This window comes from Frigoribacterium sp. R86507, from assembly GCF_044597695.1.
Classification (GTDB): domain Bacteria; phylum Actinomycetota; class Actinomycetes; order Actinomycetales; family Microbacteriaceae; genus Frigoribacterium.
This window is the reverse complement of the sequence record NZ_CP139002.1, coordinates 1,286,625-1,307,628: the sequence shown is the minus strand read 5'-3', so window position 1 is coordinate 1,307,628 and position 21,004 is coordinate 1,286,625. Positions and strand designations below refer to the sequence as shown.

Below are 21,004 nucleotides of genomic sequence, written 5' to 3'. Positions count from 1 at the left end.
TCACGGCGGCGTCCAGTCGTACCCGTTCACCCACCAGCAGTAGTAGAGCCATGCCCACTGGGCCGCCACGAACACGGCGACGAGCAGCGCGCGGTAGACCTTCGAGCGCGGCACCGCGAGCACGCCCAGCAGGGGGAAGAGCGGCATCAGGAGCCGGAAGGTACTGGACTGCGGGAAGAACACGGCCAGCAGGTAGAGCGCGTAGGCGACGCCCCACAGCCTCAGGTCGACGCTCGTCCGGCGCGCCCACGGCGAGAGCATCAGGGCCGTGAAGGCGAGCACGGACAAGACGAGCAGGGCGATGCCGGAACCACCCGGAAACCACCAGTTCGCCCCGTCGACCCAGGGGGTGAACGGCACGAGCGGCCCGTAGCCGATGTACGGCGCCCGCCACGCGAGCTCGGTCTCGGTGTAGGCACCCGGCACGCCGGTCACGGCACCGGCGACGATCAGCCACGCGACGCCGAACACGGCCGTGGCCGCGGCCACCGCCACCACGCGGACCCGCTCGCGCACCGGGAAGGGATCGTCGTACCGACGCCACCAGCGCAGCACCCCGTGCAGTCCGATCGCGAGGGCGAGCGGAAGGGCCCCGGGCCTCGTGAACGACATGATCAGCACGACCGGCAGCATCGCCAGGTACTGTCGCCGCACCAGCAGGAGCAGGCTCGCGCAGAGCAGCAACAAGAACATCGACTCGGCGTAGGCCACCTGCAGCAGCGGCGACAGGGGCGCCACGCAGAACAGGACGACCGCGAACAACGAGGTCGACTCGGGCAGCGAGTGCCGCATGAGGCGGTAGAACAGCAGGGCCGTCCCCGCGGCGCAGGCGACCGACACGACGACGGCGAGCGTCGCGAAGGGCAGACCCGTCAGGGTCATCAGCCCACGGACGACGAACGGGTAGGCGGGCATGAACGCCCAGGCGTTCTCGCCCACGTGACCGTCGCCCGTGATCGGCAGGTCGCTCGGGTACCCCACCACGGCGATGATGTAGTACCAGTGACCGTCCCAGATGGTGGCGAAGCTGCCGTAGTCGGGGCTCGCGAGGGTCCACGCGTTGGCCTGCTGGGCACCGGCGAAGGTGAGGAGCGCGATCGTGCTGACCACGCGCGACAACACGAACACCACGAGCACCCGGGCCCACCACGGCGTGAAGCGGTAGTGCAGCAGGAGACGCCTCGACGGCGAGATCGGTCGTCGAGGGGCGTGACGCGAGAGCGGGGACGAGGAGGCGCGGCTCGCCTCACCGACGGTCACGCCGTCAGCCACGCCCGCAGTCCGCGCTCGTTGTCGAGGATCTGCTGCACGGGCACGCGCTCGTCGTCGTGGTGGGCCAGCATCGGGTCGCCGGGGCCGTAGTTGACGGCGGGCACGCCCAGGGCGGAGAAGCGCGCGACGTCCGTCCAGCCGTACTTGGGCTTGGCCTCGCCGCCGACGGCGCGCAGGAACTGCTGCGCCAGCGGGGCGTCCAGGCCGGGCCGCGCGCCGGGCGCGAGGTCGACGATCGTGACGTCGAAGCCCTCGAAGAGCTCGCGCACGTGCGCGACGGCTTCGTCGGCGCTGCGGCTCGGCGCGAAACGGTAGTTGACGTGCACCATGCACTCGTCGGGGATCACGTTGCCGGCCACGCCGCCCGTGATGCCGACGGCGTTGAGGCCCTCGCGGTAGACGAGCCCGTCGACCTCGACCTCGCGAGCCTCGTAGGCCGCCAGCACGTCGAGGATCGGCGCGGCCTTGTGGATGGCGTTGTCGCCCACCCACGACCGAGCACTGTGCGAGCGGGCGCCGAAGGTGCGGATCTCGGCGCGGAGGTTGCCGTTGCAGCCGCCCTCGACCCCGCTGTTGCTCGGTTCGCCCAGGACGGCGAAGTCGCCGGCCAGCAGGTCGGGCCGGAGGCGCGCGAGGCGGCCCAGGCCGTTCAGCGCGTCGGAGACCTCTTCGTGGTCGTACCAGACCCACGTCACGTCGACGTTCGGTTCGGTCAGCTCGACCGCGAGTCGGAGGTGCACGGCGCAGCCGGCCTTCATGTCGACGGTCCCCCGGCCCCACAGGTACTCGACGTCGCCCTCGGTCTCGTAGCGTGTGGGCACGTTGTCGTTGATGGGCACGGTGTCGATGTGACCGGCGATCACGACCCGCGAGTCACGGCCCAGCTGCGTCCGAGCGACGATCGCGTCACCGTCGCGGAACAACTCGAGGTGGTCGCAGCCCTCGAGCGTGGCCCAGATCTCGTCGGCGACGAGACGTTCGTCGCCCGACTCGGACCGGATGTCGCAAAGCTGCCTCGTGACGTCGACGGGCGAGACGGAGAGGTCGATCGGTGCCATGCGGGCGAGTTTACGGGCCGACGGCACGGGTCGCCTCCGAACCGGCTGGTCGGCGGCTGCCGATACGCTCGGGTCCATGACTTCCGACGCCACCGCCACCGCCCCGACCCACGCCTACGGGTACGGCCTCGCGACCGTCTCGCACGACGGCACCACGCTCGACACCTGGTTCCCCTCCCCCCGGCTCGGCACCCTGCCGGCCGACCGCGACCCCGAGATCGTCCCGGCCGAGCTGGCCGACGCCGCCGGCCCCGACGAGCGCCGGGCGGTGGACCTCGTCCCGGTGACGATCGAGATCGACCTGAGCGCGCCTCCTGCGTCCACCCCCGACGCGTACCTGCGCCTGCACCTGCTGAGCCACCTGCTCGTGAAGCCGAACACGATCAACCTCGACGGCGTCTTCGGGCACCTGCCGATCGTCACGTGGACGAACGCGGGGCCGGTCCACCCCGACGACTTCGCGCGCCTGCGTCCGACGCTGCAGCGTGCGGGCATCGTCGCGACCGGCATCGACAAGTTCCCGCGCATGCTCGACTACGTCTCCCCCGACCGCGTCCGCATCGCCGATGCCTCGCGGGTGCGGCTCGGTGCGCACCTGGCCCCGGGCACCACGGTCATGCACGAGGGCTTCGTGAACTTCAACGCGGGCACCCTCGGGTCGTCGATGGTCGAGGGCCGCATCTCGCAGGGCGTCGTCGTGGGCGACGGGTCCGACATCGGCGGCGGCGCCTCGATCATGGGGACGCTGTCGGGCGGCGGCACCCAGCGGGTGACGATCGGTGCCCGCGCCCTGCTCGGCGCCAACGCCGGCATCGGCATCGCGATCGGCGACGACACCGTCGTCGAGGCCGGACTCTACGTGACGGCCGGCACCAAGGTCGTCGTCGTGGGCGGCACCCCGACCCACGACGGCTCACCGCAGACCGTCAAGGCCGTCGAGCTCTCGGGCCAGCCCGGGCTGCTCTTCCGACGCAACTCGCTCACCGGTGCGGTCGAGGTGCTCCCCCGCAAGGGCCACGGCATCACGCTGAACTCGCAGCTGCACGCGTAGCCGGACGGGGCAACACCACCACGCCGCCTCGACGCCGGAAGGTGGGCACGACGCCAGGTCCGAACCTGGCGCCGTGCCCACCTTCTTGCGTGGTGGCGCGATGCCGACGGACTAGCGCTGCGGCCAGTCGCGCTCGGTCGCGCCCAGGTACAGCTGCTGGGGGCGGCCGATCTTGGTCGTCGGGTCGGTGTTCATCTCGCGCCAGTGGGCGATCCAGCCGGGCAGGCGCCCGATCGCGAAGAGCACGGTGAACATGCGAGGCGGGAAGCCCATCGCCTTGTAGATGACGCCCGTGTAGAAGTCGACGTTCGGGTAGAGCTTGCGCTCGACGAAGTAGTCGTCGGCCAGGGCGATGCCCTCGAGCTCCATCGCGATGTCGAGCAGGTCGTCCTTCACGCCGAGGGACTCGAGCACCTCGGTGGCGCTCTCTTTGACCAGCTTGGCGCGGGGGTCGTAGTTCTTGTAGACGCGGTGGCCGAAGCCCATCAGCTTGACGCCGGCCTCTTTGTTCTTGACCCGCTCGACGAAACGCTCGACGCCCTGGCCGCTGTCTCGGATCTCGGCGAGCATCTTGAGGACGGCCTCGTTGGCCCCGCCGTGCAGCGGCCCGTAAAGCGCGCTGATGCCGGCCGAGATCGACGAGAACATGTTGGCCTGGGTCGAGCCGACGAGGCGCACGGTCGACGTCGACGCGTTCTGCTCGTGGTCTTCGTGCAAGATGAGCAGGCGCTCGAGGGCCTTCGAGAGCACCGGATTGACCTCGTACGGCTCGGCCATCGTGCCGAAGTTCAGCTTGAGGAAGTTGTCGACGAAGCTGAGCGAGTTGTCGGGGTAGAGGAAGGCCTGGCCCAGGCTCTTCTTGTGCGCGTAAGCCGCGATGACCGGCAGCTTCGCCAGCAGTCGCACGGTCTGCAGCTCGACCTGCTCGGGATCGTGCACGCTCATGCTGTCTTCGTAGAACGTCGACAGGGCGCCGACCGCGCTCGACAGCACCGACATCGGGTGGGCGTTGTGCGGCAGGGCGTCGAAGAAGCGACGCAGGTCTTCGTGCAGCAGCGTGTGCCGCCGGATGCGCGCGTCGAAGTCGGCGAGCTGGTCGGGGGTGGGCAATTCGCCGTAGATCAGCAGCCAGGCCGTCTCGAGGTAGGTCGAGTTCTCGGCGACTTGTTCGATCGGGTAGCCCCGGTAGCGCAGAATGCCCTGATCACCGTCGATGTAGGTGATCGTGCTTCGGGCGTTGGAGGTGTTCACGAACCCCGTGTCGAGGGTCGTGTAACCGGTCTGCTTGGTGAACGTCGAGATGTCGATCGACGAGGCACCTTCGGTGCTCGCGACGATCGGGAACTCGGCTGTTCCCCCCGGGAACTGCAGCGTGGCCTTCTGGGCGTCGTTGGCAGTGTCAGTCACCCGGTCAGCCTAGCGGTCAGCTGCCGAGTCGCCCCACGGCGGCGTCGATGCGCTCGTCGGTCGTCGTGAGCGCCACGCGGACGTGACGATCGCCGGCCGGCCCGTAGAACGAGCCGGGGGCGACGAGCACTCCGCGCTCGGCGAGCCAGGACACCGTGGCCCAGGCGTCCTCGCCTCGCGTGGCCCAGAGGTAGAGCCCGGCCTCGCTGCGGTCGATGCGGAACCCGGCCGCCTCGAGGGCGGGCAGGAGGCGCGCTCGGCGGGCCGCGTACCGCGCCTTCTGCTCGACCACGTGGGCTTCGTCGGCCAACGCGACCACCATCGCCTGCTGCACGGGGGCCGGCGGCATGAGGCCCGCGTGTTTGCGCACGGCGAGCAACTGACCGACGACGTGGTCGCAGCCCGCGACGAAGCCCGCACGGTACCCGGCGAGGTTGGACTGCTTGCTGAGCGAATAGACCGAGACGACGCCGCGGAGGTCGTCACCCACGACGCGGGGGTCGAGGATGCAGGGCGTGGGGCGATCGGCCCATTCACCCGTCCACCCCAGCTCGGCGTAGCACTCGTCGCCGGCGATCACGGCGCCGAGTTCGCGCGCACGGGCCACGGCCGCACGCAGGCCCTCGACGCCGAGCACGGCTCCGTCGGGGTTGCCCGGGCTGTTCAACCAGACCAGCTTCGTCGACGCGGGCCACTCGGCCGGGTCGTCGGAGGCGAGGGCCGTCGCACCGACGAGCGCGGCACCGAGCGCGTAGGTCGGGTAGGCGTTCGTCGGATAGACCACCGTGTCGCCCGGGCCGATCCCGAGCCAGAGGGCCATCCCGGCGATGAGTTCTTTCGAGCCGATGGTCGGGAGCACGTTCGCGTCGCCGAGCCCGGTCACTCCACGGCGCCGCTCATACCACTCGGCGATGGCCGACCGCAGGGCCGGGGTGCCGGCCACCTGCGGGTACGAGTGGGCGTCGGTCGCGACGGCCAGGGCCTCGCGGACGACGTCGGGCGTCGGGTCGACGGGCGAGCCGACGCTGAGGTCGACGATGCCACCGGGGTGACGTCGGGCGGTCGCCGCGTACGGCACCAGGGCGTCCCAGGGGAACTCGGGAAGGTCGAGCGCCACGGAGGCCGACCTAGGCGCCGGCGCCCTGGGGGGCAACGCCGAGATCACGGGGTGGTCCTTGGCGATGACGCCGACCTTGGCCGCGCCGCCGGGCGAACCGATCTCGTCGAAGAACTCGACGTTGGCCTTGTAGTACTCGGCCCACTTGTCGGGCAGGTCGTCTTCGTAGTAGATGGCCTCGACGGGGCACACCGGCTCGCACGCACCGCAGTCGACGCATTCGTCGGGGTGGATGTAGAGCGAGCGTTCGCCCTCGTAGATGCAGTCGACGGGGCACTCGTCGATGCAGGCACGGTCTTTGACATCGACACAGGGAAGTGCGATCACGTACGTCACGTCTGGGGGGTTCCCTTCGCGTCGGGCAGGGCGTCCAGCCTATCGTCTGCCGGCTGTGCCTCGACCGAGGAGGCGCGGGTCGAGTCGCCGGGCGGCGTCGCGCCCCCGGCGGCCGGGCCCCGCAACCGCGGCCACCCGAGCACCACGAGGCAGATCAGGAACACCCCGCCGAGCCAGACCAGGGCGGGCGTGTTGTCGGGCACGAGGATCGACCCGCCCGGACTCGCCTGCCACAGGACCACGAGCGCCCCGAGCAGCCCGACGGCGGCGGCGCCGGCCATGGCCCTGGAGCCGAAGACCGACCGGAGACCGGCGAGGAGCGTGAGGCTCATCAGCAGCGCGAGCACGAGCCCGGACCAGACCGGCGAGCCGGCGACGGTGATCGTCGACTGGTGCATCACGGTGCCGATGGTGCCGAACACGGCCCCGGCGGCGAGCGCCAACACGAGCGCGGCGACGCGGCCGCCCGTCGTCATCTGCGCCATCTCGGAGGCGCCCCCGTCGGCTGTCGGCTCGGGCACGAAGCGGAACGACTCGCGGACCGTCACGGGCTCGACGGCCCCGTGGGGGAAGCGGATGCCGGCTTGGCCGCCCGGGAGGTCGACCACCTCGACCTGGCTGCGGTGGTCGCGCAGCGCCGCGAGCTTGCGGGGTGCGACGTGCCGGGCGTCCATCGTGAGCACGGTGACGTCGGTGGCGAGGGCCTCGGCTTCGGCGCCCTCGGCCGACTCGGCGCCGGCCACGATCGCGAAGAACGGCACGCCGACGAGGCGCGCGGCGCGCACGGCGACCCGGTTGGCCCGGACGTGGTCGGGGTGGTGGTAGCCGCCGTCCTCGTCGTAGCTGATGATCGCGGTCGGGCGCACGGACTGCACGACGGCCGACAGGTCGCTCACGACCTCGCCGAACTCGGCGGCACAGAAGGCCGCGGGGTGCAGGTCGGGCGTCGGCCCGGCCACGCCGTCGGACCGCCACACCATGCCGCTGTCGCGGTAGGCCCGTTCGGGGAGGCCGGGCGTGCGGGCTCCCGGCGAACCGAGGAACCGGTGGTCGTCGACGCCGAGGTCGTGCATGGCGGCGGCGATCTCGCCCTCGCGGTGGACGGCGAGGGCGGCCTGGTCGTCTCGGAGGACGGCGAGGTCGTCGGGGATGACCTCGCCCAGTTCACCTCGGGTGCAGGTCACCACGGTGACGGCGGCACCGGCCTCGACCAGGGCGGCGATGGTGCCACCCGTGGTGATGGTCTCGTCGTCGGGATGGGCGTGGACGAAGAGCACGCGCTCGAGCCGCGGGTCGCCGGCGGTCGAGGGCGACGCGGGCGTCGGCGAGGCGGAGGAGTTCATCACTGGACAGGATATGCCGCCCCGCACTACTGTCGGTCTGGCTCAGGGTGCCCTAAGTGAGGTTAGCCTAACCATACCAGCCCGTTCGGTCCCGTTCCGGCCCGGCCTGGCCCGGCGTGGCCCACCGTGAGCCCGATCCCGCCCCTGCTCGACGACGAGCTCCACTCCCCTCCGAGAAAGCCGTCCCGTGCTCGCCAACTACCTCATCGGACTCCGAGAGGGCCTCGAGGCCGCTCTCGTGGTCGGCATCCTCATCGCCTACGTGGTCAAGATCGGCCGGCGCGACGTCCTCCCCCGCCTCTGGCTGGGTGTCGGCGCCGCGGTCGTCCTCTCCCTCGGACTCGGCGCCGTGCTGACCTTCGGCACCTACGGACTCACCTTCCAGGCCCAGGAGATCATCGGCGGCGGACTCTCGATCGTGGCCGTGGGCTTCGTCACCTGGATGGTGTTCTGGATGGCCCGGACCGCGCGCGGCCTGCGCGGCGAACTCGAGTCGGGCCTCGAGCGGGCGCTCGTCGGCGGTGCCGGGGCGATCGTCGCCCTGGCCTTCCTCTCGGTCGGACGCGAGGGCATCGAGACCGCCCTCTTCGTCTGGGCCACGGTGCAGTCGACCGGCGGCGGCGCGACGCCCCTGGTGGGCGCGCTGCTCGGCATCCTCACGGCGGTCGCGATCCAGGTGGCCATCTACCGCGGCGTGGTCCGCCTCGACGTCGCCCGGTTCTTCCGGGTGACCGGCTACTTCCTCGTCGTCGTCGCGGCGGGCGTCCTCGCCTACGGGGTGGGCGACCTGCAGGAGGCGTCCGTGCTGCCGGGCCGCGCCTCCCTGGCTTTCGACGTGAGCGCGGCCGTGCCGCCGACCAGCTGGTACGGCACCCTCCTGCAGGGGCTCGTCAACTTCACGCCGACGCCGAGCTGGCTGCAGGTGGTCGTCTGGCTCGCCTACCTCGCCGTCGTCATCCCCTTCTTCGTGCGCGCGACCCGCCGGCGTCGCCCCGGCACCCCGAGCACGTCCGGCTCGTCCACGACCCGCGGCACGTCCGCCTCCCCGACCACCCCGTCCCCCCGCACCGCAGGAGCATCCCGATGACCGCCAGCCCCCTCCGCCCCCTCGCCGTCGCCTCGGGCGTCGCCGCGCTCGCACTGGCCCTGAGCGGGTGCGTCGCGAACTCCCCCGCCGGCTCCTCCGCGGCCACCGCCGTGACCGTCGACGGCTCCGACGACACGTGCTCGCTCTCGACCACGTCGGTACCGAGCGGCCCCGTCACGTTCACCATGACGAACACCGGCAGCGACAACAGCGAGTTCGAGCTGCTCGCCGAGGACGGCCTCCGCATCATCAGCGAGAAGGAGAACATCGGCCCCGGCACCACGGGCTCGATGACGGTCTCGGTGCCGGCCGGCGACTACTTCACCGCCTGCGTCCCGGGGCTCGTCGGAGAAGGTGTGCGCGCCTCCTTCACGGTGACCGACTCTGGCGCGGCCGTCGAGGCCACGGGCAGCGAGAAGCAGCAGATCGACGCCGCGGCGACGGCCTACGTCGGCTACGTCAAGGACCAGACCGGGCAGCTCGTCACGGCCACCGACGAGTTCCTCGCCGCGTACACCGCCGGCGACGACGAGAAGGCGCGCTCGCTCTACCCCTCCGCGCGGGCGCACTACGAGCGCATCGAGCCCGTGGCCGAGTCCTTCGGCGACCTCGACCCCAAGATCGACTTCCGTGAGGCCGACGTCGAGCCCGGCACCGAGTGGACCGGCTGGCACCGCATCGAGAAGGACCTCTGGCAGCCTTCGGCGGCAGACGACGGAGGCGCGGCGTACGTCCCCCTGACGGCCGACGAACGCACGCACTACGCCGACCTGCTGACGAGCGACACGAAGGACCTCTACGACGAGGTCACGGCGAGCGACTTCACGGTCGGGATCGACACGATCGCCAACGGCGCGGTCGGCCTGATGGACGAGGTGGCCACCGGCAAGATCACCGGCGAGGAGGAGATCTGGTCGCACACCGACCTCTACGACTTCCAGGGCAACCTCGAGGGCGCCCGGGTGGCGTTCGACGGAGTGCGTGACATCGTCGACCAGAAGGACCCCGAGCTGGCGACCTCGATCGACGCGCAGCTGACGAAGGTCGAGACGCTGCTCGCGGGCTACGGCAGCCTCGACGCGGGCTACCCCTCGTACACCGACCTGACCGACGCCGACAAGAAGAAGCTGTCGGACGCCGTCAACGCGCTCAGCGAGCCGCTCAGCGAGCTGACCTCGGCACTGGTCGCCTGACGGTGACGGACGGAAGCGGCCTCTCGCGCCGCGGTCTGCTGGGACTCGTCGGCACGGGCGTCGGAGCCGGCGTCCTGGGCCTCGGGGTCGGGATCGGCACCGACCGAGCCGTCCAGGCGCACGCCGACGGGTCGTCCGGCGCCTCGGCGTCGTACCCGTTCTTCGGTCGACACCAGTCGGGCATCGTCACCGCCGCGCAGGACCGCCTGCACTTCGCCTCGTTCGACGTCGCGGACGGCGTCTCCCGCGCCGACCTCGTCGAGCTGCTGAAGGACTGGAGCCACGCGGCGTCGAGACTCACGGCAGGCCTCGACGTCAGCCCGACGGGTGCCACGGGCGGCAGCCTCCTGGCACCGCCGGACGACACGGGCGAGGCCACGGGTCTGCCCGCCGCCGGACTCACGGTCACGATCGGCTTCGGGCCGACCCTGTTCACCACCGCCGACGGCACCGACCGCTTCGGAATCGCCTCGAAGCGGCCTCCGGCCCTCGTCGACCTGCCGCACTTCTCGGGCGACCAGCTCGTGGCGGCCGCGAGCGGCGGCGACCTCTGCATCCAGGCGTGCAGCGACGACCCCCAGGTCGCGGTGCACGCGATCCGCAACCTCTCGCGGATCGCCTTCGGCCGCGCCTCCTTGCGGTGGTCCCAGCTGGGCTTCGGCCGCACCTCGTCGACGACCCGCGGCCAGACGACGCCCCGCAACCTCTTCGGCTTCAAGGACGGCACGGCCAACGTGAAGGCCGAGGACGTCGACGCGGTGGACGACGGCGTCTGGGCGACCGCGTCCGACGGCGCGGGGTGGATGGACGGCGGCTCGTACCTCGTCGCGCGGAAGATCCGCATGACGATCGAGACCTGGGACCACGCCTCTCTGGCCGAGCAGCAGACGGTCGTGGGCCGCGACAAGGGCGAGGGGGCCCCGCTCTCGGGCGGGACCGAGTTCACGGCACCCGACTTCGCCGCCGCCGCCTCGACCGGTGGCGGTCCGGCCATCGCCCCCGATTCGCACGTCGCCCTGGCGCACCCGCAGAACAACGACGGGGCCACGCTGCTGCGTCGGGGCTACAACTTCGTCGACGGCAACGACGAACTCGGCCGCCTGAACGCCGGGCTGTTCTTCATCGCGTTCAACCGTGACCCGCGGCGGCAGTACGTGCCGATCCAGCAGGCGCTTTCGCGGAACGACCGGATGAACGAGTACGTCAAGCACGTCGGGTCAGCGATCTACGCCGTGCCGCCGGGGGCGTCGCGGGACGGCTGGGTCGGCGAGACGCTCTTCGGCTGACGCGGCTCCCGACGACTCGGGACCCGCCGAGGCCGCGGGACTCACCGCAGGTCGTCAGACGGCCGTGACGACGTACGTGGCGATCGCCTGGCCCTCGCTGTCGGTCGAGACGGTGAGCACGACGCGGTACGCGGCGCCGGTGAAGGTGCCGAAGCCGCTCTCGGCGTCGGTGTCGACCCCCGAGGCCGTGTAGCCGGCGGCCTCGAGCTGCTGCTGGGCGACGGCGAACTGGTCGGCGCCCGAGACGGTGATCTGGGCGACCCATCCGGTGCCGTCGGGGCCTGCTCCCCCACCACGGGTCGTCCCTGGGACGAGCGGCACCTCGGCCGGGAAGCTCGCGGGCAGGGTGCCGTCGGTCGTGATGCCGGCACCGTTCAGCGCCTCGCCGGCGGCGTCCTCGACGGCCTTCTGCGCGTTGCTCTTGAGGCCCTCGATGCCGCTGTCGATCGCGCCACCCACGATGTTGTCGACGGGCGAACCCTCACCGCAGGCGGTGAGACCGGACACGAGGCCGGCCGCCAGCGCGAGCGTGGCGGCGGAGCGGGCGAGGGTCGTCTTCTGGATCAGCACCCCGTGAGGTTAACCGTGGTCGCTGGGGGCGGGCGCAGAACGTGCCGACGATGCACGAAGGAGGCGGCCCGCAGTGGTGCGGACCGCCTCCTCGGCGGGTGGTGCTGTGGAGCGGTGGTGCTTACGCGTTCTGCTTCTTGAGGCGAGCGGTGCTGCGCTGGCGGGCCGACGCGTCGAGCTCGACCTTGCGGATGCGGATCGCGTCGGGGGTGACCTCGACGCACTCGTCGTCACCGGCGAACTCGAGGGACTCTTCGAGCGACAGCACCTTGGAGGGCGTCATCGACTCGAAGTTGTCGGCCGTCGACTGACGCATGTTGGTCAGCTTCTTCTCTTTGGTGATGTTGACGTCCATGTCGTCGGCGCGCGAGTTCTCGCCCACGACCATGCCCTCGTAGACCTCTTCGGTCGGCTGCACGAAGAACGACATGCGCTCTTGCAGGTTGATGATCGCAAAGGGCGTGACGACGCCCGAGCGGTCGGCGATGATCGAGCCGTTGGTGCGGGTCGAGATCTCGCCGGCCCAGGGGCCGTAGCCGTGGCTGATGCCGTTGGCGATGCCGGTGCCGCGCGTGTCGGTGAGGAACTGCGTCCGGAAGCCGATCAGGCCGCGCGAGGGGACGATGAACTCCATGCGCACCCAGCCCGAGCCGTGGTTCGCCATGTTCTCCATGCGGCCCTTGCGGGCGGCCATCAGCTGCGTGATGGCTCCGAGGTACTCGTCGGGCACGTCGATCGTCATGTGCTCGAAGGGCTCCTGGAGCTTGCCGTTCTCGTCGCGACGGGTGACGACCTGGGGCTTGCCGACGGTGAGCTCGAAGCCTTCGCGGCGCATCTGCTCGACGAGGATGGCCAGGGCGAGCTCGCCACGACCCTGGACCTCCCACGCGTCGGGGCGTCCGATGTCGACGACCTTGAGGCTGACGTTACCGATCAGCTCGCGGTCGAGGCGGTCCTTGACCATGCGGGCGGTGAGCTTGTGGCCCTTGACCTTGCCGATGAGCGGCGAGGTGTTCGTGCCGATGGTCATCGAGATGGCGGGGTCGTCGACCGTGATGGTCGGCAGCGGGCGCACGTCGTCGGGGTCGGACAGCGTCTCGCCGATGGTGATGGTGTCGAAGCCGGCGACGGCGACGATGTCACCGGGGCCCGCGCTCTCGGCCGGGTAGCGGTCGAGAGCCTTGGTGATCAGCAGCTCGGTGATTCGGGCGTTGACGACCGAACCGTCGGCCTTGACCCAGGCCACGGTCTGGCCCTTCTTCAGCGTGCCGTGGAAGACGCGCAGCAGGGCGAGGCGACCGAGGAACGGCGAGGCGTCGAGGTTGGTGACGTGCGCCTGGAGGGGGTGCTCGTCGTCGTAGGTCGGCGCGGGCACGTGCGTGAGGATGGCGTCGAACAGCGGCTCGAGGTCGGCGTTGTCGGGCAGCGAGCCGTCGGCGGGCTTGTTGGTCGACGCGGCGCCGTTGCGGCCCGAGGCGTAGACCACGGGGACGTTGAGGATGGCGTCGAGGTCGAGGTCGTCGACTTCTTCGCTCAGGTCGCTCGCGAGGCCGAGGAGCAGGTCCTGCGACTCGGCGACGACCTCGTCGATGCGCGCGTCGGGGCGGTCGGTCTTGTTGACCAGCAGGATGACGGGCAGCTTGGCCGCGAGGGCCTTGCGCAGCACGAAGCGCGTCTGGGGCAGGGGGCCTTCGGACGCGTCGACGAGCAGCACGACGCCGTCGACCATGGACAGGCCGCGCTCGACCTCGCCACCGAAGTCGGCGTGGCCGGGGGTGTCGATCACGTTGATGGTGATCGGGCCGTCGGTCGCGTGCTCGCCGTTGTAGAGCACCGCGGTGTTCTTCGCGAGGATCGTGATGCCCTTTTCGCGCTCGAGCTCGTTCGAGTCCATCATGCGGTCTTCGGTGTCGAAGTGCGCGTCGAAGGAGTTGGTCTGCTTGAGCATGGCGTCGACGAGGGTCGTCTTGCCGTGGTCGACGTGGGCCACGATCGCCACGTTGCGCAGGTCGCTGCGGATGGCAGTCGCCATGGATGTGTTCCTTACGAGAAGAGAGAGGGGGAAGTGGTCGGGTCAGAGCCCGGCGAAGACAGTCTACGGCACATGGTAAAGAGGCCCCTCCGCCGAGGTTTCCCCGGAGGCGAGGGGGACGCTTCAGGTCCCCCACATGACCTCTTGTCACCTTTTCGCCCCGGTGGGAGCGTCGAGTTCTGGGCGAACCGCCCGCCGAACGGAGGACACCATGAAGAAGCGCATCGCATCCGTATTGTTGGGGGTCGGCCTGGTCGCCGGCGCCATCGCTGCTCCCGCGGCCGCCCAAGCGGCGGTCGCCAGCACCTCGCCCGGTTACTCGTCGTTGAACGCCTGCAACGCCGGGGCAAAGACGTACCGCCAGACCGGACTCACCATCACGTCGGCCTGCACGTACTACTCGGGCTCCAAGACCTGGAACTTCACCTACAGCGCCTGACGCCGACCGACATCCGCGACCGCGAAGGGCCCCGCCGGACGGCGGGGCCCTTCGTGGTCGCGGAACGGCTCAGCGGCCGAACTCGAAGTTCGCGCCGGGGATCGCTTCGAGCAGCTCGCGCGTGTACTGCTGGGCCGGGTTCGCGAAGATGTCGTCGGTCGTGCCCGCCTCGACGACGCGACCCTTCTGCATGACGCTCACGTTGTCCGCGATGAGGCGGACGACGGCGAGGTCGTGCGTGATGAAGAGGTAGGTCAGCCCGAGTTCGGTCTGCAGGTCGGTCAACAGGTCGAGGATCTGCCCCTGGACGAGGACGTCCAGGGCCGAGACCGCCTCGTCGAGGACGATGACGTCGGGCTTGAGCGCGAGGGCTCGGGCCACGGCGATGCGCTGACGCTGACCACCGGAGAGCTCGTTCGGGTACCGGTTGACCGTCGACGCGGGCAAGGACACCTGATCGAGCAACTCGCGGACGCGGGCCTGACGACTGGAGCGGTCGCCGATGCCGTGCGTGACGAGCGGCTCGGCGATCGTGTTGCCCACGCTGTACATCGGGTCGAGCGAACCGTAGGGGTCCTGGAAGACCGGCTGGACCCGACGACGGAAGTCGAAGAGGTCTCGGCCCTTCAGTGCTCCGACGCTCTGGCCGCCGACCGACACGGTGCCCGAGGTGATCGACTCGAGCTGGAGCACGAGCTTGGCGACGGTCGATTTGCCCGAGCCGGACTCACCCACGAGCGCCATCGTCGTGCCCCGCGGGATCGAGAACGACACGTCGTCGACGGCCCGCAGGTCGGTCGTCTTGAAGCCACCCTGGCGGATCTTGTAGACCTTCGACAGGTTCGTCACCGAGATGTACTCGGAGTCCTTCTTCCCGGCCTCCTCGCGCTGACGGGCGCGGGCGATGAGCTCGGCATCGTCGGCACCCTCGTCGGAGATCTCGAGCCCGTGGGAGTGCGTGGGCGCGATGCTCGACTGGATGCGCTGGCTGGCGAGCGACGGCGCGGCCGCGACCAGCCGCTGCGTGTACGGGTGCTGCGGGTTGGCGAGGATCTCTTTCGACGGTCCCGACTCGACGACGCGACCCTTGTACATCACGACGAGCTTCTCGGCGCGCTCGGCGGCGAGGCCGAGGTCGTGCGTGATGAAGAGCACCGAGGTGCCGTAGTCGCGGGTCAGGGTCTCGAGGTGGTCGAGGATGCGGCGCTGGACCGTGACGTCGAGAGCCGAGGTGGGCTCGTCGGCGATCAGGAGCTTGGGCCGCGACGACAGGCCGATGCCGATCAGCACACGCTGACGCATGCCGCCCGAGAACTGGTGCGGGAACTGCTTGAGGCGGTCGCCCGCGTCGTTGAGTCCGGCCTCTTTCAGGACGTCGACCGCGCGCTGGCGGACCGCGGTCTTGCCCGTCGCGACACCGTTCGCCCGGATCGCCTCCTCGACCTGGAAGCCGATGCTCCACACGGGGTTGAGGTTCGACATGGGGTCTTGCGGGACGTAGCCGATGTCACGACCGCGGATGGCCTGCATCTCGGCTGCGCTGACCTTCGTGAGGTCCTTGCCCTCGAAGAGGATCTGGCCGCCCGTGACCTCGCCGGTGCCGGGCAGGAGGTCGATGATCGACGTGGCAGTCGTCGACTTGCCCGAGCCGGACTCGCCCACGATCGCGAGACTCTCGCCCTGACGGATCGTGAGGTCGACCCCGCGCACGGCGTCGACGTACCCGGCCTGCGTCTTGAAGCCGATCTTCAGGCCCTTGATCTCGAGCAGGGGCGTCGACGACGAAGCGGTGCCTGCCGTCTCGGGGCGGGTGGAGGTGTCGGTCATCGACGTGCCCTCGCCTTCGGGTCGAGGGCGTCGCGCACGACGTCGCCCATGAGGAGGAACGACAGCACCGTCACGGACAGCGCCGCAGCGGGCCAGAAGAGGGGCATCGGCGCGACACGGAGCGAGTTGCGCGCCGCGTTGATGTCGTTGCCCCAGGACATGGTGCTCGGCGGCAGCCCGATGCCGAGGAACGACAGCGTCGCCTCGGCCACGATGAACGTGCCGAGCGAGACGGTCGCCACGACGATGACCGGGGTGATGGCGTTCGGCACGACGTGCCGGACCAGGATGCGGAAGCGGGACACCCCGAGCGCGGCCGAGGCCGTGACGTAGTCGGCGGCCCGGGCACTGAGAACCGAACCGCGCATGACGCGGGCGATCTGGGGCCAGGCGAAGACCGACAGCACGAGGGCCACGGTGAGGGGCGTCCGCGTCGGCAGGATCGACATCAGCACGATGGCACCGAGGACGGTGGGGATCGCGAAGAAGATGTCGCCGATGCGCGAGACGACCGCGTCGAGCCATCCACCGTAGAAGCCGGCCAGCGAGCCGATCACGATGCCGACGACCGTGACGATGATCGTCGCGATCAGACCGACGGTGAGCGACGCACGGGTGCCCCAGACGATGCGGGCGAACACGTCGGTGCCCTGGAACGTGAAACCGAGCAGGTGGCCGGCCGACGGGCCCTCGTTGCTCCGGGGCAGGTCGGCAGCCGTCGGCGAGACGCTCGTGAACAGACCGGGGAAGAGCGCCACCACGATGACGACGACGATGAGGAACGCCGCGATCCAGAACGTCGGGCGACGCTTCATGGCGTCCCACGCGTCGTTCCAGCTGCTGCGGGGTTTCTCGGACTCGTCGATCGCGTCGACGGCCTTGACGGGCGTCTCGTCGAGATCGGCGACGAAGTGGTCGGCGGACAACGCCGACGAGTCGTTACTTGGCATAGCGGATCCTCGGGTCGAGAAGGGCGTACAGCAGGTCGACGAGGAGGTTGGCGATCATGAAGATGATCACCATCACGGCGACGAACGAGACGACGGTGGGGCCCTCGCCGAGCGTGATCGCCCGGTAGACGGTGCCGCCGACGCCCTGGATGTTGAAGATTCCCTCGGTCACGATGGCACCGACCATCAGCGAACCGATGTCGACGCCGAGGTAGGTGACCACGGGGACGAGCGAGTTGCGCAGGATGTGCACGGTGACGACGCGGCCACGGGTGAGCCCCTTGGCCGACGCGGTGCGCACGAAGTCGGCGCTCGAGTTCTCGGACACGGAGGCGCGGGTCAGCCGGACGATGTACGCGAACGACACCGAGGCGAGCACGATGGCCGGCAGCACAAGTTCGTCCCACGGCGCCTGCGAGCTGACCGTCGTGCGGAACAGGCCGAGCTGGATGCCGAAGACGTACTGCAGCAGGAAGCCGATGACGAACGTCGGCACCGAGATGAGCAGCAGGCTGACGACGAGGGCGCTCGTGTCGAAGAGCTTGCCCTTGCGGAGGCCCGCGATCAGACCGACGACGATGCCGGCGACGGCCTCGAAGAGCAGGGCGAGCATCGCGAGTCGGAAGGTGATGGGGAACGCGCGGATCAGCTCGTCGACGACGGGACGACCGGAGAAGGTCGTGCCGAGGTCGCCGGTGAACAGGCCGCCGATGTACAGCAGGTACTGCACGATGAACGGCTGGTCGAGGTTGTACTCGGCGCGGATGGCCTCGATGACGGCCGGCGACGGGGTCTTGTCACCGAACAGCGCTGCCACGGGGTCACCGGGCAGCGCGAAGACCATGAAGTAGATGAGGAACGTCGCCCCGAAGAAGACGGGGATCAGTTGGAGGAGCCGGCGTCCGGTGTACCAGAGCATCAGGCTTCCTCAGACGTCTGCGCGTGCATCGTTATCGCAATCGTGTGAAGGGAGGGGTGGGTGGGCCCGCCGAAGGGGCCCGGACAGTGCGAACACTGCCCGGACCCCGTCGAGCGTCGGTCGAGCGCGTGAGCGACGACCCTACTTGGTTACTTGGTGATGTTCTCGTAGATCGGCACGGAGTCCCAGCCGTACTCGACGTTGCTCACCGTGTCGGCCCAGACGCCGTTGACGTTCGCGTACCACAGCGGGATGATCGGCAGGTCCTTGAGCAGGACCTCCTGCGCCTTCTGGTACGAGGCGTTGGCGTCGTCGACGTCGCTCGCGGCGCTGCCCTCGGCGAGCAGCGAGTCGAACTCGGGGTTCGAGTACTTGCCGTCGTTCGAGCTGCCGTCGGTGGCCATCGTCGGGTACAGGAAGTTGTACAGCGACGGGTAGTCGGCCTGCCAGCCCGAACGGAAGGCACCGGTCATGGCGCCACCCGAGGCGTCGGTGCGGAACTCGGCGAAGGTCGGGTAGGGCTTGCCTTCGGCCTTGATGCCCAGCGTCTTCGAGATGTTCGCGGTGACCGCGTCCACCCACTCCTGGTGTCCACCGTCGGAGTTGTAGCCGATGGTGAACGTGGTGTCGCCGTAGGGCGAGATCGCGTCGGCCTGGTCCCAGAGGTCCTTGGCCTTGTCGGCGTCGAACGAGAGGACGCTCTCGCCCTCGAGCTTGTCGGTGTAACCGGGGATGACGGGCGAGGTGAAGTCCTTGGCCGGCGTCCGCGTGCCCTGGAAGATGACCTTCGTGACGTCGTCGCGGTTGATGGACATCGAGATGGCCTGACGACGCAGGTTGCCCTCTTCGTCGTCACCGAAGTGCGCGAGGTACTGCGGGATCGTCATGCCCTGGAACACCGCGGCGGGCTGGTTAACGTTCGTGTCGGGGAAGTCGCTCTGGTACGTCTGGAACGCCGCCGGGCCGATCTGGTCGAGCACGTCGAGGTTGCCACCCTGCACGTCGGCGTAGGCCGAGTCGAGCGAGGTGTAGAAGTTGATGTCGAGCCCGCCGTTCTTCGGCTTGCGGTTGCCGTCGTAGTCGGGGTTCGTCTTGAGCTTGATGCCCTGGTTGTGCGTCCAGGCGCCCTCACCGTCGAGCATGTAAGGGCCGTTGCCGACCGGGTTCTCACCGAACGCGGCGGGGTCGGCGTAGAACGACTCCGGCAGCGGCGAGTAGGCCGAGTAGCCGAGGCGCAGGGGGAAGTCGGCCTCGGGGGTGTTGAGCGTAACCGTGAACTCGGTCGGGCTCTCGACGGTGAGGTCGAGGTCGCTCTGCGCGGTGTCGCTGTAGCCCTTGAAGTTCTCGAAGAACGAGCTGCCGGACGAGTTCGCGACGTTGTCGAAGCTCGCCGCCCAGTTCCAGGCCTTCGTGAACGACTCGCTCGTGACGTCGGTGCCGTCGGTGAACTTCCAGCCGTCCTTGAGCGTGACGGTCCACACGGTGGCGTCGTCGCTCTCGATGCTCTCGGCGACCTCGTTCTTGGTGGTGCCGTCGGCGTTGTAGCTGACCAGACCGGCGAAGATCGAGGTGACGATGCGGCCACCACCGGTCTCGGTGGTGTTCGACGGGACGAGCGGGTTCTCGGGCTCGGTGCCGTTCGTCTTGATGATCGCGGAAGCGTCACCGGACGACGAGCTGTCGTCCCCGCTGCCGCTGGCGCAACCGGTGAGGACGAGTGCTGCCGTCCCCACGACGGCGACGGCCGACAGGCCCATGCGCGTCTTCTTCAATGTTCCTCCTGATGCGGGAAAGGACGCAGCACTGTGCCCAGGGGCCGTGCCGCGTTGGATGGTGTGAGCCTAGGCATCCCCTTCGGGCATCACCAAACCCCGACGACAACGGTTACACGACGGAAACCAACTCGCGGGATCGTTGCGTCGGCGCGCAGTTCGTTGCGCGTTGGGCCTGAAGTTCGCATGAATCGGCTGCGAGAAATCCGCCACCTGGCAGGTATTGTTCTCCGCCACCCCGGGAGGCGCGGGTCGGCCCCCTCACGCCGGTCCCGTACGATCACCCCGTGAACCGCCCCCACGACCCCGCCTCCCCCGCGACGCCGCCCGTGGCCCCCGCACCGTACCCGGCCCCCACGACGCGCGCGCGCCTCCGGGTCGAGATCGCGATCGTCCTCGGCCTCTCGCTCGGCGCGTCGGCGGTGTACTCGGTGCTCTCGATCGTGAACCGGCTCACCCAGCAGACCGCGCTCTCGCAGCAGACGGCCACGCTGAACTCGCCGCTGAGCAGCCGCGAGTTCTTCGACCTCGCGTACCAGGTGCTCGGCGTGGCGGTCGACCTCGTGCCGGTGCTGCTCGTGGCCTTCCTGCTGTGGCGCGAGGAGCGGCCCCACCTGGGCCGACTCGGCGTCGACTTCTCGCGCGCGGGCCGGGACACCCTCGGTGGCGTCGGCCTGGCCCTCGCGATCGGCATCCCCGGCATCGGCCTCTACCTCGTGGGCAAGGCCCTCGACCTCACCGTCACGGTGGTGCCGACGAACCTCGGCGAGCACTGGTGGACCGTCCCCGTGCTGCTGCTCTCGGCCCTGCGGGCCGGGGTGACCGAGGAGGTGATCGTCGTCGCGTACCTGTTCGCGCGCCTCCGCGACCTCGGCTGGCGGACGTGGCCGATCATCGTGACGGCGGCCCTGCTTCGGGGCAGCTACCACCTCTACCAAGGGTTCGGCGCATTCGTCGGCAACGTCGTCATGGGCGTCGCGTTCGGCTGGCTGTACGTGCGCTTCGGCCGGGTGCTGCCGCTCGTCGTCGCGCACGTCCTGATGGACGCGGCCGTCTTCGTGGGCTATCCCTGGGCCGCCACCACCTTCCCGACCCTCTTCGGACTTCCCTCCTGACGCCCCGGGCGGGCGCCCCGGACCGTCACGGCCGGAACTGGGTCTTGACACCCGTCCGGGGGGCGAGTCTGATGTACGCACGGGTCGCAGCGATCCGAGCCGGCCACACAGCGTGAGCTGTCCCCCGGGCGTCGATCGGGACGGTCGCCGCTACGTGAACGCCCTCCGCGACACTCGGCGGCCGACGTCCGAGGGACCAAGAGGAAACCGCCACCGCCCGACGGGATCGG

17 protein-coding genes and 1 pseudogene are annotated in these 21,004 nt (G+C 69.8%); 6 read left to right on the top strand and 12 right to left on the bottom strand.

Going from position 1 to position 21,004, the window contains the following annotated elements; genetic code table 11:
* Together SJY14_RS06250 and dapE are read right to left on the bottom strand one after the other, a co-directional pair.
* Complete coding sequence (locus SJY14_RS06250; protein WP_396600094.1) at positions 1-1,272, bottom strand: hypothetical protein; 1,272 nt, start codon at positions 1,270-1,272, stop codon at positions 1-3.
* Positions 1,257-2,330 carry a succinyl-diaminopimelate desuccinylase gene (gene dapE / locus SJY14_RS06245; RefSeq protein ID WP_396600093.1) on the bottom strand — a complete coding sequence of 358 codons (1,074 nt, stop codon included), beginning with the start codon at positions 2,328-2,330 and terminating at the stop codon, positions 1,257-1,259. The genes SJY14_RS06250 and dapE overlap by 16 nt, the downstream gene beginning before the upstream one ends.
* A gap of 76 nt (positions 2,331-2,406) precedes the next feature.
* Here dapE and dapD point away from each other — a divergent pair, with 76 nt between their 5' ends.
* Complete coding sequence (dapD, locus tag SJY14_RS06240; RefSeq protein WP_396600092.1) at positions 2,407-3,381, top strand: 2,3,4,5-tetrahydropyridine-2,6-dicarboxylate N-succinyltransferase; 975 nt, start codon at positions 2,407-2,409, stop codon at positions 3,379-3,381.
* 111 nt (positions 3,382-3,492) lie between these two features.
* Here the strand turns inward: dapD and SJY14_RS06235 are convergent, their stop codons facing one another.
* From SJY14_RS06235 to SJY14_RS06220, 4 genes and pseudogenes are all read right to left on the bottom strand, one after another.
* A complete protein-coding gene (locus SJY14_RS06235; protein ID WP_082060022.1) occupies positions 3,493-4,788 on the bottom strand; it encodes a citrate synthase in 1,296 nt (431 codons plus the stop codon).
* A gap of 16 nt (positions 4,789-4,804) precedes the next feature.
* Positions 4,805-5,905 (bottom strand): succinyldiaminopimelate transaminase, encoded by a 1,101-nt coding sequence (gene dapC, locus SJY14_RS06230; protein WP_071256771.1) that lies wholly within the window; start codon positions 5,903-5,905, stop codon positions 4,805-4,807.
* A gap of 36 nt (positions 5,906-5,941) precedes the next feature.
* Positions 5,942-6,232 (bottom strand): annotated as a pseudogene (gene fdxA, locus SJY14_RS06225) (ferredoxin); the annotation flags it as partial.
* A gap of 5 nt (positions 6,233-6,237) precedes the next feature.
* A complete protein-coding gene (locus SJY14_RS06220) occupies positions 6,238-7,584 on the bottom strand; it encodes a PIG-L family deacetylase (protein ID WP_396600091.1) in 1,347 nt (448 codons plus the stop codon).
* A gap of 187 nt (positions 7,585-7,771) precedes the next feature.
* On the opposite strand from SJY14_RS06220, the gene efeU reads away from it, so the two are divergent.
* From efeU to efeB, 3 genes are read left to right on the top strand one after another with little or no spacing between them, the layout of a single operon-like run.
* The gene (gene efeU, locus SJY14_RS06215; RefSeq protein WP_396600090.1) at positions 7,772-8,671 is read left to right on the top strand and encodes an iron uptake transporter permease EfeU; all 900 of its coding nucleotides are present in this window, start codon (positions 7,772-7,774) and stop codon (positions 8,669-8,671) included.
* Positions 8,668-9,864: an iron uptake system protein EfeO gene (gene efeO / locus SJY14_RS06210; RefSeq protein WP_396600089.1), complete on the top strand. Its 1,197-nt coding sequence runs from the start codon at positions 8,668-8,670 to the stop codon at positions 9,862-9,864. The genes efeU and efeO overlap by 4 nt, the downstream gene beginning before the upstream one ends.
* The gene (gene efeB / locus SJY14_RS06205) at positions 9,861-11,150 is read left to right on the top strand and encodes an iron uptake transporter deferrochelatase/peroxidase subunit (protein WP_396600256.1); all 1,290 of its coding nucleotides are present in this window, start codon (positions 9,861-9,863) and stop codon (positions 11,148-11,150) included. Before efeO ends, efeB begins: the two co-directional genes overlap by 4 nt.
* Before the next feature lie 54 nt (positions 11,151-11,204).
* On the opposite strand, the gene SJY14_RS06200 is transcribed toward efeB, so the two are convergent.
* Both SJY14_RS06200 and typA read right to left on the bottom strand, forming a co-directional pair.
* Positions 11,205-11,720, bottom strand: coding sequence for a hypothetical protein (locus SJY14_RS06200; protein ID WP_396600088.1), 516 nt, complete (start codon positions 11,718-11,720; stop codon positions 11,205-11,207).
* A gap of 121 nt (positions 11,721-11,841) precedes the next feature.
* On the bottom strand, positions 11,842-13,752 hold the full coding sequence (gene typA / locus SJY14_RS06195; RefSeq protein ID WP_055974054.1) for a translational GTPase TypA: 1,911 nt from the start codon (positions 13,750-13,752) through the stop codon (positions 11,842-11,844).
* 211 nt (positions 13,753-13,963) lie between these two features.
* Between typA and SJY14_RS06190 the strand changes: the two genes are divergently transcribed.
* Positions 13,964-14,191 (top strand): hypothetical protein, encoded by a 228-nt coding sequence (locus SJY14_RS06190; protein WP_143048703.1) that lies wholly within the window; start codon positions 13,964-13,966, stop codon positions 14,189-14,191.
* A 69-nt stretch (positions 14,192-14,260) separates the two neighbouring features.
* Here SJY14_RS06190 and SJY14_RS06185 read toward each other — a convergent pair whose 3' ends face one another.
* The 4 genes from SJY14_RS06185 to SJY14_RS06170 form a co-directional block, all read right to left on the bottom strand.
* Positions 14,261-16,018, bottom strand: coding sequence for an ABC transporter ATP-binding protein (locus SJY14_RS06185; protein WP_055974057.1), 1,758 nt, complete (start codon positions 16,016-16,018; stop codon positions 14,261-14,263).
* On the bottom strand, positions 16,015-16,968 hold the full coding sequence (locus SJY14_RS06180) for an ABC transporter permease (protein WP_043595470.1): 954 nt from the start codon (positions 16,966-16,968) through the stop codon (positions 16,015-16,017). Before SJY14_RS06180 ends, SJY14_RS06185 begins: the two co-directional genes overlap by 4 nt.
* Entirely contained in the window at positions 16,958-17,887 is a 930-nt protein-coding gene (locus SJY14_RS06175) for an ABC transporter permease (protein WP_043595472.1), read from the bottom strand. Before SJY14_RS06175 ends, SJY14_RS06180 begins: the two co-directional genes overlap by 11 nt.
* A 149-nt stretch (positions 17,888-18,036) precedes the next feature.
* Positions 18,037-19,659 (bottom strand): ABC transporter substrate-binding protein, encoded by a 1,623-nt coding sequence (locus tag SJY14_RS06170; RefSeq protein ID WP_071256781.1) that lies wholly within the window; start codon positions 19,657-19,659, stop codon positions 18,037-18,039.
* A gap of 287 nt (positions 19,660-19,946) precedes the next feature.
* On the opposite strand from SJY14_RS06170, the gene SJY14_RS06165 reads away from it, so the two are divergent.
* Positions 19,947-20,774: a CPBP family intramembrane glutamic endopeptidase gene (locus tag SJY14_RS06165; RefSeq protein WP_396600087.1), complete on the top strand. Its 828-nt coding sequence runs from the start codon at positions 19,947-19,949 to the stop codon at positions 20,772-20,774.
* The last annotated feature ends 230 nt before the right edge of the window (positions 20,775-21,004 follow it).